This window comes from Lysobacter sp. Hz25, from assembly GCF_046097045.1.
Lineage (GTDB): Bacteria > Pseudomonadota > Gammaproteobacteria > Xanthomonadales > Xanthomonadaceae > Lysobacter > Lysobacter antibioticus_B.
On sequence record NZ_CP175666.1, the window covers coordinates 5,001,443 to 5,013,942 of the forward strand.

Below are 12,500 nucleotides of genomic sequence, written 5' to 3' on the forward strand. Positions count from 1 at the left end.
TAGTCCGCCCCGGCAGTCCAGGGGCACGAAGCGGAGAAAATACCGCAGCACCACCCGGCCGGCCCCCTCGATGCCGCCGCAGGCGCGACCGGCCCGAAGACGCAGCGCCCAAGTCATCCTGGGCGCTGCACGACGACGCGCTTACTCGACCGTGACCGCCTTGGCCAGGTTGCGCGGCTTGTCGACGTCGGTGCCGCGCGCGAGAGCGGCGTGGTAAGCGAGCAACTGCACCGGAATCGCATGCACCACCGGCGACAGCACGCCGACGTGGCGCGGGGTGCGGATCACGTGCACCGCCTCGGATTCGCCGAAGTGGCTGTCGAGGTCGGCGAACACGAACATCTCGCCGCCGCGCGCGCGCACTTCCTGGATGTTGGACTTCACCTTCTCCAACAGGCTGTCCTTCGGCGCGATCACCACCACCGGCATGTCGGCATCGACCAGCGCCAGCGGGCCGTGCTTGAGCTCGCCGGCCGGATAGGCCTCTGCGTGGATGTAGGAGATTTCCTTGAGCTTGAGCGCGCCTTCCAGGGCGATCGGGTAATGCACGCCGCGGCCGAGGAACAGCGCGTGCTGCTTCGGCGCGAAGCGGTCGGCCCAGGCGGTGATCTGCGGTTCCAGGTTGAGCGCGTGCTGGATGCTGCCCGGCAGGTGGCGCAGCGCATCGATGAACTCGGCTTCCTGCTCGGCCGAGAGCTTGCCGTGCTGCTTGGCCAGGGTCGCGGTGAGGATGAACAGCGCCACCAGCTGGGTGGTGAAGGCCTTGGTCGAGGCCACGCCGATCTCGGCGCCGGCGCGGGTGTAGTACACCAGCTGGCTCGCACGCGGGATCGCGCTTTCCGGCACGTTGCAGATCGACAGGGTCTTGTCGTGGCCGAGCGACTTGGCGTACTTCAACGCTTCCATCGTGTCGAGGGTTTCGCCGGACTGCGAAATCGTCACGATGAGTTGCTTGGGATTGGCGACCGCGGCGCGGTAGCGGTATTCGCTGGCGATCTCGACCTGGCACGGCAGGCCGGCGATGGCTTCGATCCAGTAGCGCGCGGTCATGCCGGCGTAATAGCTGGTGCCGCAGGCGAGAATCTGCACGCCCTCGACGCCGGCGAACACCGACTCGGCCTGGGCGCCGAACAACGCCGGCGAGAACTTGCCGTCGTCCATCACCGCTTCGATGGTGTCGGCGATGGCGCGCGGCTGTTCGTGGATTTCCTTCTGCATGAAGTGGCGGTAGGGGCCGAGTTCCAGCGAGGCCAGCGACACATCGGAAACGTGCACCTCGCGCTCGATCGCCGCGCCGGTGCCGTCGAACACGCGCACTTGGGCGCGGGTGAGGTCGGCGGTGTCGCCTTCTTCCAGGAAGATCACCCGGCGCGTGGCCTGCAGGATCGCCGAGACGTCGCTGGCGACGAAGTTCTCGCCTTCGCCCAGGCCGATCAGCAGCGGGCAGCCCATGCGCGCGGCGATCATGCGGTCGGGTTCGCGCTTGCTGACCACGGCGATGGCATAGGCGCCGACCAGCTCGCGCACCGCATTCTGCACCGCCGCCAACAAGTCGCCCCCCTGCGACTGGTGGAAGTGGATCAGATGGGCGATGACTTCGGTGTCGGTCTGCGACTCGAAGCTGTAGCCGGCCGCGCGCAAACGCTCGCGCTGCTCGTCGTGGTTTTCGATGATGCCGTTATGGACCACGGCCAGTTCGCCGAAGCTGATGTGCGGATGCGCATTGGCTTCGGTAACGCCGCCGTGGGTCGCCCAACGGGTGTGACCGATGCCCACCGAGGCATTGAAGCCTTCGGCCTGGGCGGCCGCTTCCATTTCGCCGACGCGACCGGTCCGGCGCACGCGGCGCAGGTCGGCGCCGTCGAACACGGCGATGCCGGCCGAGTCATAGCCACGGTATTCCAGTCGCTTCAAGCCATCGATCAAAACCGGTACCACGTCACGATCTGCGATCGCACCTACGATTCCGCACATGCTGGGGCAACTCCTTGGGGGATGCCCGCATTCTATCCGTGCCCCGTGGCGGACACGTCCGGCGGACGCACTGTCCGTCCGGACGGACACCCGGACGGCGGTGTCCGCCTTTAAAAATCAAAGACTTGCAGTTGGCACGCGTTGTGCTTGGGTTATGGATAAACCGCCAAGCCCGAGTCCCACCGAAATGAGCATCCGCGACACTTCTGCGCAGGACCACCGAGTCGCCACCGCCACCGTGCAGGGTCGGCACCGTCGCCGCTGGCTGCTCGGCGCCGGCGCCGGCGTGCTCGCCTTGGGCGCGGGCGCGTGGCTGCTGTCGGGCTGGAGCGCGGGTGGCCGTTCGGTCGACGCCGAGCGTCTGCGCATCGCCGAGGTCAAGCGCGGCGAATTGGTCCGCGACATCGCCGCCGACGGCCGGGTGATCGCCGCCAACAGCCCGATCCTGTATGCCATCGCCGGCGGCTCGGTCGACCTCAAGGTGGTCGCCGGCGACGTGGTCCGTAAAGGCCAGGTGCTGGCCGAGATCGACAGCCCGGAACTCCGCAGCAAGCTCGCCCAGGAACAGGCCACCCTGGCCAGCCTCGAAGCCGAGGCCAGCCGCGCCGAACTCGACGCCGAACTGGCGCGTTCGACCGCGCGCAAGGACCTCGACCAGGCGCAGATCGCCCGCGTCGCCGCGCTGCGCGACCTGGAACGCTACCAGCGCGCCTTCGAAGGCGGCGCGGTGGCCAAGGTCGATGTGGCCAAGGCCCAGGACGATCTGAAAAAGTCCGACATCGGCCTGAGCCATGCTCAGGGCGACCTCGGCCGCCAGGGCCGCAGCGCCGCGCTGGACACTCGCAACAAGCGCTTGCTCGCCGATCGCCAGCGCGCGATCGCGGTCGAGGCGCAGCGCCAGGTCGAAGCGCTGACCCTGCGCGCGCCCTTCGACGGTCAGGTCGGCCAGGTCCAGGTCGCCCAACGCGCCAACGTCGCGATCAACGACCCGGTGTTGAGCGTGGTCGACCTGAGCGTGTTCGAAGTCGAGATCAAGGTGCCGGAAAGTTTCGCCCGCGACCTGGCGATCGGCATTCCGGCGCAGGTCACCAGCGGCAACGGCCAGCCGTTCGCGGCGCAGATCTCCGCGGTTTCGCCCGAAGTCGTCAACGGCGAGGTGGTCAGCCGCCTGCGTTTCACCGGCAAGCAGCCGCCGGGCCTGCGCCAGAGCCAGCGCCTGAGCGCGCGCATCGTCCTGGACACCCGCCGCAACGCGCTGATGGTCGAGCGCGGCCCGTTCCTGGAGCAAGCCGGCGGCAACAGCGCCTATGTCGTCGCCAACGGCGTCGCCACCCGCCGCAGCATCCGTACCGGCGTAAGCAGCCTCAACGCCGTGGAAATCCTCGAAGGTCTGCAGCCGGGCGAGCGTGTCGTCGTCTCCGGCAGCGACCAGTTCGAAAACGCCGAAACCGTCCGCATCAGTGGAGAATGATCATGCAAACCCAACACCACGCCACCGACTTCCCGTTCGCCCCGCAGTGGAGCTCGCAAGAGCTGACCGACGCCGTGCCGCTGCGCCTGCATCAGCTGATCGATTTCGACCAGGCCCGCGATGCCGGCGACGCGCGCAGCGCCAACCAAGCCGCACCGCGCCGCCCGATCCGCATCCACCGTTACCTGGCCGCGTGCGCGCTGCCGATGTTCGCGATCCGCTGAAGCCCACCGCCAAAGGAAACACGTCATGCTCGACATGCGCCAGGTCACCAAGGTCTACCGCACCGAACTCGTCGAAACCCACGCCCTGCGCTCGCTGGACCTGCACGTACGGGACGGCGAATTCGTCGCGGTGACCGGCCCCTCGGGCTCGGGCAAGACCACCTTCCTCAACATCGCCGGCCTGCTGGAGACCTTCAGCGGCGGCGAGTACCGGCTCGACGGCGAAGACGTGCGCGGCCTGTCCGACGATGCGCGTTCGCGCCTGCGCAACCAGAAGATCGGCTTCATCTTCCAGAGCTTCAACCTGATTCCCGACCTCAACCTGTTCGACAACTGCGACGTGCCGCTGCGCTATCGGCGGATGCCGGCCGCCGAGCGCCGCCAGCGCATCGAGCAGGCCCTGACCCAGGTCGGCCTGGGCTCGCGCATGAAGCACTACCCGGCCGAACTGTCCGGCGGCCAGCAACAGCGCGCGGCGATCGCCCGCGCGCTCGCCGGCACGCCGCGCCTGCTGCTCGCCGACGAACCCACCGGCAACCTCGACTCGCAGATGGCGCGCGGGGTGATGGAGTTGCTGGAAGAGATCAACGCTCAGGGCACGACCATCATCATGGTGACCCACGACCCCGAACTCGCCGCCCGCGCGCAGCGCAACGTGCACATCGTCGACGGCATGGCCACCGACCTGAAGGCCGAGCCGAGCCTGATCCGCGCCCCGATGCCGACGGCCTCCGTCGATACCGACGCCACCCTCGTCTGAGACCGTCGCCATGACCGGAAACAGCCAGTTCGGCTATTACGTCCAGCTCGCCCTGCGCAGCTTCAAGCGCAACAAGGTGCTGACCGCGTTGATGGTGGTCGCCATCGCGCTCGGCATCGGCGCGGCGATGACCACCCTGACCGTGTTCTACGTACTGTCCGGCGATCCGCTGCCGGGCAGGAGCGAACACTTGTTCCATCCGCGCATGGATCCGCGCCCGATGGCCGGCTACACGCCCGGCGACGAGCCGCACGAGGACATGACCCGCTTCGATGCCGAGGCGCTGCTGCGCGAGAAGCGCGGCGACCGCCAGGCGCTGATGAGCGGCGGCGACGTCGCCATCGAGCCGCGCCGCAACGGCCTGCCGCCGTTCCGCCAGATCTCGCGCTACACCTCGACCGACTTCTTCGCCATGTTCGGCGTGCCGTTCCAGTACGGCGGCCCGTGGCCGGGCGAAGACGATGCGCGCCGCGCCCGCGTCGCGGTGATCGGCGCCGCCCTCAACGAGAAACTGTTCGGCGGCGGCAACAGCGTCGGCAAGTCGCTGTGGATCGACAAGAGCGAGTTCCGCGTCGTCGGCGTGATCCGGGACTGGAACCCGCAGCCGAAGTTCTACGATCTGTCCGACCGTAACGGCTTCGGCGAACGCGAACTGCTGTTCCTGCCGTTCTCGACCAGCCGCGACCTGAACATGAGCTCGCAAGGCAACTTCGATTGCTGGGCCGAGAGCAACCTCGATGCGGAAGGCAGTCGCGGCATCAACGCCCCGTGCGCCTGGGTGATTTACTGGGTCGAGCTGGGCACACCGGAAAAAGTCGCGGCTTATCGCCAGTACCTGCAGAACTATGTCGCCCAGCAACGCAGCGCCGGACGCTTCGAACGCCCGACTGCGCCGGTGCTCGAGGACGTCATGCAATGGCTGGATTTCAAGCGCGTCGTGCCCGCGGACGTGCGCCTGCAGACCTGGCTCGCCTTCGGCTTCCTGTTGGTCTGTCTGCTCAACACGGTGGGCCTGCTGCTGGCCAAGTTCCTGCGCCGCTCCAGCGAAATCGGCGTACGCCGCGCGCTCGGCGCGAGCCGCAGGGCGATCTTCGCCCAATGCCTGGTCGAAGCCGGCACCGTCGGCCTGGCCGGCGGCCTGCTCGGCCTGCTGTTGGCGCAGGTGGGGCTGTGGGCGGTGCGCCAACAGCCGGTCAGCTATGCCGCCCTCGCCCGCCTCGACCCGACCATGTTGCTCGTTACCTTCCTTCTGGCCGTCGTCGCCAGCGTGCTCGCCGGGCTGTTGCCGGCCTGGCGCGCCTGCCAGGTGACGCCGGCGATCCAGCTCAAGAGTCAGTGATCCATCTTCCGTCGAGGCACGCCATGGATATCCGCCCCATCCTGTCCACCCTGCGCCGGCACAAGACCGCCGCCGCGCTGATCGTGTTCGAAGTCGCCTTGACCTGCGCGATCATCTGCAATGCGGTGTTCCTGATCGAAAGCCGCATCGCCCGCATGCAGCGCCCTAGCGGCATGGTTGAGAACGAGCTGATCCGGTTCTCGATCGGCGGCATCAACGAGAAAGGCGATGCCGATTCGTTGACGAAGTCGGACCTGGCCGTGTTGCGCTCGCTGCCCGGGGTCAAGGCGGCGACCGTGACCAATCAGGTGCGCTACGGCCAGTCGTCGTGGAACACCGGCCTGGAGCTCAAGCGCGACCAACCGGTGCCGACGACCAATGCCACGACTTATCTCGGCGACGACCAGTTCCTCAAGACCATGGGGCTCAAGTTGGTCGCCGGCCGCGATTTCAACGCCGACGAACTGCTCAGCTACCGCAAGATCCGCGAGCCGGGTTCGGACTATCCGGTCTCCTCGGCGATCGTCACCCGCTCGCTGGCCGAGATGCTGTTCCCCGGCCAGGACCCGATCGGCAAGGTGTTCTACGGCTGGGGCGACGCGCCGACCCACGTCGTCGGCGTGGTCGAACATCTGCTGCGTCCGAACGAACTATTCGGCCCGGCCAGCGCCGACTACTCGGTGATCTTCCCGATCCAGGTGGACTACAACAGCGGCATCTACCTGATCCGTACCGACCCCGCGCGGCGCCAGGAAGTGCTCAAGAGCGCCGCCGAAGCGCTGAGCAAGAACGGTCCGTTGCGCATCGTCGACGTCGACAACGACACCCTCGAGAACATGAGCGACAAGTTCCACCAGACCGACCGCTCGATGGTCTGGCTGCTCGCGTCGGTCTGCATCGCCCTGCTGATCGTGACCGCGCTCGGCATCGTCGGCCTGGCCAGCTTCTGGGTGCAGCAACGGACCAAGCAGATCGGCGTGCGCCGCGCGCTCGGCGCCACCCGCGGCCAGATCCTGCGCTATTTCCAGACCGAGAACTTCCTGCTGACCAGCATCGGCATCGGCCTGGGCATGGCGCTGGCGTTCGCGATCAACCTGGCCCTGATGCGCTATTACGAGTTGCCGCGCCTGCCCGGATTCTATCTGCCGCTCGGCGCGCTGTGCCTGTGGCTGCTCGGACAAGTCGCGGTGTACGGCCCGGCCCGGCGCGCGGCGATGGTGCCGCCGGCGCTGGCGACGCGCTCGGCTTGATCGCTCGCACCGCCGGGAAAATAAGTCGTTCGGCCGTGCCACCGATCCGCCCTTCGATGTATCCGTAGATATCAACCCCGTCCGGGCACCGGACGGGACCGGGACTTCGCCTCCCGCCCGACACCATTCGCCACCACGGAGCCCACCATGACTCTTGCGTACGCCTACCGCCCCTCGCGCTCCGCGCTCCGTATCGCCGCACTGTCGGCCGCGCTCGCCGGCGCCATCTACCTGCCCACCGCTTATGCCGCCGCAAAGACCGCCGACAGCGCGGCGGCCGCGCCCGCCTCCGCCGCGGCCAACGACGTCGCCGCCCGCACGCGCCAATTCAACGCCCTGGTCGACGAGCAGTGGGAAGGCCTGATGCGCGAGTTGCCGGAGCAGGCCAGTTTCTTCGGCGACTACCGCTACAACGCCGCCTGGAGCGATTTCTCCCTGGCCGGCGCCAAGCGCCACAACGAAGCGACACGCCGTTTGCTCGCGCGTCTCCAGGCGGTCGACAGCACCGGCTTCGCCGACAGCGATCTGCTCAATCACCGACTGCTGGTGCACTGGCTCGAGAACGACATCCAGGGCTACGAGCTCAAGACCAACCAGATGCCGCTGGACCAGTTCAACGGCACCCACCTGTTCCTGACCATCATGGTCAAGGCGTTCCCGTTCAACGACACCCAGCAGTACGACGACTATCTCGTGCGCCTGCGCGGGATTCCGCGCATCCTCGACCAGGTCACCGAGGTCGCCCGCGAGGGCGCCAAGAACGGCCTGATGCAACCGCGCTATCTGCTCGACAAGGTCGCCGCGCAATGCAACGGCATCGCCGACGTCGCCGGCGAGGACAGCGTGTTCGCCGCGTCGCTGAAGAAGTTCCCCGACAGCGTGCCGGCGGCCGAACGCGAGCGCCTGCGCAAGCAGATCCTCGAAGTCGTCGACCAGCAAATACGACCGGCCTATCGCCGCCTCGCCGAGTTCGTCGCCAAGGAATACGCGCCGCAAGGCCGCGAGCAGTACGGCATCTGGTCGGTGCCGAACGGCGATGGCCTGTACCGCTATGCGATCGAACAGTTCACCTCCTCGTCGATGACGCCCGAGCAGATCCATCGCCTCGGCCTGAGCGAGGTCGAACGCATCGAACGCGCGCAGACCGAGATCGCCCAGCGCCTGGGCTATGCCGATCTGAAGACCGCGCGCAAGGCGATAGCGGCCGATCCTGCCCGTCACGCGAAGTCGCGCGAACAGATTCTCGAGTTGTATCGCCAGTACATCGCGGCCATGGAAAAACGCCTGCCCGATCTGTTCGGCACCCTGCCGACCACCGCGGTGCAGGTGCAGGCGGTGGAAACCTGGCGCGAGAAAGAAGCCTCGTCGGCGCAGTACATGCCCGGCACGCCGGACGGCAAGCGCCCCGGTCTGATCACGGTCAACACCGGCGAGCCCGACAAGCGCCTGCTGACCACGGTCGAGGCCATCGCCTACCACGAAGGCGTGCCCGGCCATCACCTGCAGTTGTCGGTCGCGCGCGGCCTGCCGGCCTTGCCGAAATTCCGCACCCTGACCGGCCAGCTCGCCTACATCGAAGGTTGGGGCCTGTACTCGGAGGATCTCGGCAAGGAAGTCGGCCTCTACCAGGACCCGTACAGCGATTTCGGCCGCCTCTCGCAGGAGTTGATCCGCGCCAACCGTCTCGTGCTCGATACCGGTGTGCATCACCAGCGCTGGAGCCGCGAGCAGATGGTGCAATGGATGCGCGACCACTCCGACATGGAAGAGCCGATCATCCAGGCCGAAGCCGATCGCTACATCGCCTGGCCGGGCCAGGCCCTGGCCTACAAGATGGGGCAGTTGAAGATCCGCGAATTGCGCGCCCGCGCCGAATCCCGACTCGGCGCGCGCTTCGACGTCCGCGCCTTCCACGACCAGATCCTCGGCGGCGGCGCCTTGCCGCTGCGCGAACTGGAAACACGGATCGATCGCTGGATCGCCTCGGTGCCGGCCGATGCGGCGCCGGCCAAGGTCGCGAAATAAGCATCGCGAAGTAAGCCTCTGCAAACGAACCTCGTCCAAGCCGGACGACGGCCGGCCCCGCTCCTCTCGCGGCCACGCGAGAGGAGCCAGGGCGATCCGCGGCTCGCGGACTTCGCGTCTCCACGGGCTGTCGCGATCGGCGCATGGCGAACATCGACGCCGCCGGCCGCTCCTCGCCGGCCCGACCTGCACCGCCGAGCCCGCGCCGTATACTGCGTCGGCAACGAGTCGCCGCGATCCGGCGCCCGCTCCCGAACCACACGGATTCCTGATGCGCACGGTCCTGGTCATCGACGACAACCCGGCGGTCGGCACCGCGCTCGACCTGCTGTTCGGCCTGCGCGAGATCCGCGTGGTCACCGCGCAGTCGCCGGACGAGGGCCTGGACCTGCTGACCCGCGAGGACATCGGCCTGGTCCTGCAGGACATGAACTTCACCGCCGACACCACCTCGGGCGAGGAAGGCGTGGCGCTGTTCCGCGCGATCCGCGCGCGCCATCCGGACCTGCCGATCATCCTGCTGACCGCGTGGACGCACCTGGACATCGCCGTCGACCTGGCCAAGGCCGGCGCCGCCGATTATCTGGCCAAGCCCTGGGACGACCAGAAGCTGCTCGCCAGCGTCGAGAACCTGCTCGAACTCGGCGCCAGCACCCGCGAGGTGTCGCGCCTGCACGAACAGCGGCGCAAGCTGCAGCGCGACCTGGAAGCGCGCTACGACCTGCGCGGGCTGGTGTTCGGTTCCGAACAACTGGCGCGGGTGATCGAGCTCGCCGGCCAGGTCGCGCGCGCCGACGTGCCCGTGCTCATCACCGGCCCCAACGGCGCCGGCAAGGAAAAGATCGCCGAGATCGTCCAGGCCAATTCCTCGGTCAAGTCCGGCCCCTTCGTGACCCTGAACTGCGGCGCGCTGCCGACCGAACTGATCGAAGCCGAGCTGTTCGGCGCCGATGCCGGCGCCTACACCGGCGCCAACAAGATGCGCGAAGGCAAGTTCGAGGCCGCCGACGGCGGCACCTTGTTCCTCGACGAAATCGGCAACCTGCCGCCGGCGGGGCAGATGAAGTTGTTGCGCGTGCTCGAAACCGGGCGCTTCGAACGGCTCGGCTCCAACCGCGAGCGCCAGGTCAAGGTGCGGGTGATCAGCGCCACCAACGCCGACCTGCCGACGATGATCCGCGACGGCCGCTTCCGCGAAGACCTGTACTACCGCCTCAACACCATCCAGATCGATATTCCGCCGCTGGCCGAACGCCGCGACGACGTATTGCCGTTGGCGCGGCATTTCCTGCGCGACAACGCGATCGCGCAAGGCAAGCGCCTCAGCGAAGAGGCCGAAAGCGCGTTGTACGCGCATGCCTGGCCCGGCAACGTGCGCGAACTGCGCAACACCTTGCAGCGCGCCGCCCTGCTCGCGCGCGGCGACAGCATCGGCGCGGCCGACCTCGGCCTGCCGGTCGCTCCGCCGCCGAGTGCGGCCAACGGCGGCGAAGAACCCGACCGCATCGCCATCGAGGCCGCGCTCGAACGCGCCGGCGGCGTGCTCGCACAAGCCGCCGGCGAACTCGGCCTGTCGCGGCAGGCCTTGTACCGCCGCCTCGAACGGCTCGGCATCAAGCGCGACTGAGGTCCGATCATGCGCCGTCTTCCCCTGAGTCTGGTCTTCAGCGTCATCGCCCTGGCCTACCTCGCTGGCGGTGCGGCGCTGACCCTGTGGCTGTCGGACTACCTCGCCAACCGCTGGCTCGCCCTCGCCATCGTGGTGGCGGTGCTGGCGCCGCTGCTGATCTATCACGTCCATCGCGCCTTCGCGCCGATGAACTCGTTGTTTCGCGCCCTCGCCGGATCGGTCGCCAGCTATCGCGACGGCGACTATTCGATCAGCTTCAACTGGAATGGCCAGGGCGATCTCGGCGACTTGGTCGCCAGCCACAATCGCCTCGGCGATGCCTTGCGCGAACAACGCCTGAGCCTCGTGCAGCGCGAGTTGCTGCTCGACACCATGATCCAGAACACCCCGGTGGCGATGATGCTGGTCGACCCGACCCGGCGCATCGTTCACGGCAACCTCGCCGCGCGCAAAATGCTCGGCGAAGGCCGGCGCCTGGAGGGCCAGAGTTTCGCCGACCTGTTGTCGCGCGCGCCCACGCCGATGCAGGAAGCCTTCGAGCGCGGCGGCGACGGCATGTTCTCGGTCGGGGATATCGAAAACGAAGAGATCTATCACCTCTCGCGCCGCATCTTCCGTCTCAACGGCCGCGCCCACGAACTCGTGCTGCTGCGTCAGCTCACCGCCGAGCTGCGGCGCCAGGAAGTGCAGACCTGGAAGAAGGTGATCCGGGTGATCAGCCACGAGCTCAACAACTCGCTGGCGCCGATCGCCTCGCTCGCCCACTCCGGCGCCGAGTTGCTGCGTCGCGGCCAGTACGAGCGCCTGCCGACCGCGTTGACCACGATCGAAGAACGCGCCCGCCATCTCGAAGGCTTCATCCGCGACTACGCGCGCTTCGCCAAGCTGCCCTCGCCGCGCCTGCAGCCGATCGAGTGGTCGCGCTTCGTCGAGCAACTGCGCAGCCAGGTCGATTTCGCCTACGACGGCGTGCAGGGCGAAGCGATCGCGCGGGTCGACGCCGCGCAGCTCGAACAGAGCCTGATCAACCTGCTCAAGAACGCCCACGAATCCGGCTCCAAGCCCGAGGAAGTACGCCTGCAACTGCGCCGCGTGCAGGATGCCTGGCGCATCGACGTGCTCGACCGCGGCAGCGGCATGAACGACGCCGTGCTGTCCAACGCCTTGTTGCCCTTCTACTCGACCAAGCGCAACGGCACCGGTCTGGGCCTGGCCCTGGCGCGCGAGATCGCCGAGGCCCACGGTGGCCGCATCGCTCTGCTCAATCGCGAAGGTGGCGGCTTGTGCGTGTCGATGGTGTTGCCCGATGCATAAGCCGCGGGTAAGCGCGATAGCAGTCGATGCCCGTATACATTCCGGCCGCCGCTACCGGCTCGGCGACTGACCGACCGAAGCCCACGATCTGCGTAACCCGCATCGCTGCCCCGTCGATTTCACTGCGCGCTTGCGGAATCGAAACAGCCTCGCCGGACACATCGACACCTGCGGCTCCGCGATCGAGCCCTGCCCGCATCGACGATGCGTGACCGCGGTCATCGCAGCATCGACGATGCTGTCGCAACACATCGGCCGTAACCGCCTCAACATAGCCGGCGCCAGCGAAGCGTCCATCCGACCCTCGTTAACCGCAGCGACTGCGAACGCGTCCGGCATGACGATCGAAGTTGGCGATATCGCTTCGCTCACCGTTCACGTTCGAGCCGACGCATGAGATCGATGTAGGGGAGCGGCCCTCGCGTTCGTTTCTAGACAGGACGCCCCTGCAACCCGAACGACGGAGGACGCGTGCACCCGCAAAAACCGAAGAAAATTCCAAACAACCGAACA

Annotated in this window: 10 protein-coding genes; 9 read left to right on the forward strand and 1 reads right to left on the reverse strand. The window is 67.5% G+C overall.

Annotated features, from left to right (window positions below):
- Positions 1-141: 141 nt before the first annotated feature.
- Positions 142-1,974 carry a glutamine--fructose-6-phosphate transaminase (isomerizing) gene (glmS, locus tag ACKN61_RS20570; protein WP_408951012.1) on the reverse strand — a complete coding sequence of 611 codons (1,833 nt, stop codon included), beginning with the start codon at positions 1,972-1,974 and terminating at the stop codon, positions 142-144.
- A 187-nt stretch (positions 1,975-2,161) separates the two neighbouring features.
- Between glmS and ACKN61_RS20575 the strand changes: the two genes are divergently transcribed.
- The 9 genes from ACKN61_RS20575 (at position 2,162) to ACKN61_RS20615 (ending at position 12,384) form a co-directional block, all read left to right on the forward strand.
- Complete coding sequence (locus ACKN61_RS20575) at positions 2,162-3,445, forward strand: efflux RND transporter periplasmic adaptor subunit (RefSeq protein WP_408951013.1); 1,284 nt, start codon at positions 2,162-2,164, stop codon at positions 3,443-3,445.
- A 2-nt stretch (positions 3,446-3,447) separates the two neighbouring features.
- Entirely contained in the window at positions 3,448-3,669 is a 222-nt protein-coding gene (locus ACKN61_RS20580; protein ID WP_152566121.1) for a hypothetical protein, read from the forward strand.
- 25 nt (positions 3,670-3,694) lie between these two features.
- Complete coding sequence (locus ACKN61_RS20585; RefSeq protein WP_057919201.1) at positions 3,695-4,429, forward strand: ABC transporter ATP-binding protein; 735 nt, start codon at positions 3,695-3,697, stop codon at positions 4,427-4,429.
- A gap of 10 nt (positions 4,430-4,439) precedes the next feature.
- Positions 4,440-5,768 carry an ABC transporter permease gene (locus tag ACKN61_RS20590; protein WP_408951014.1) on the forward strand — a complete coding sequence of 443 codons (1,329 nt, stop codon included), beginning with the start codon at positions 4,440-4,442 and terminating at the stop codon, positions 5,766-5,768.
- Between the two features lie 23 nt (positions 5,769-5,791).
- Entirely contained in the window at positions 5,792-7,018 is a 1,227-nt protein-coding gene (locus ACKN61_RS20595; RefSeq protein WP_408951015.1) for an ABC transporter permease, read from the forward strand.
- A gap of 147 nt (positions 7,019-7,165) precedes the next feature.
- Positions 7,166-9,043: a DUF885 domain-containing protein gene (locus ACKN61_RS20600; RefSeq protein ID WP_408951016.1), complete on the forward strand. Its 1,878-nt coding sequence runs from the start codon at positions 7,166-7,168 to the stop codon at positions 9,041-9,043.
- Positions 9,044-9,314: 271 nt separating this feature from the next.
- On the forward strand, positions 9,315-10,670 hold the full coding sequence (locus ACKN61_RS20605) for a sigma-54-dependent transcriptional regulator (RefSeq protein ID WP_408951017.1): 1,356 nt from the start codon (positions 9,315-9,317) through the stop codon (positions 10,668-10,670).
- A gap of 9 nt (positions 10,671-10,679) precedes the next feature.
- Positions 10,680-11,987, forward strand: a complete 1,308-nt coding sequence (locus ACKN61_RS20610; RefSeq protein WP_408951018.1) for a sensor histidine kinase — start codon at positions 10,680-10,682, stop codon at positions 11,985-11,987.
- A 208-nt stretch (positions 11,988-12,195) separates the two neighbouring features.
- Positions 12,196-12,384 carry a hypothetical protein gene (locus ACKN61_RS20615; protein ID WP_408951019.1) on the forward strand — a complete coding sequence of 63 codons (189 nt, stop codon included), beginning with the start codon at positions 12,196-12,198 and terminating at the stop codon, positions 12,382-12,384.
- The last annotated feature ends 116 nt before the right edge of the window (positions 12,385-12,500 follow it).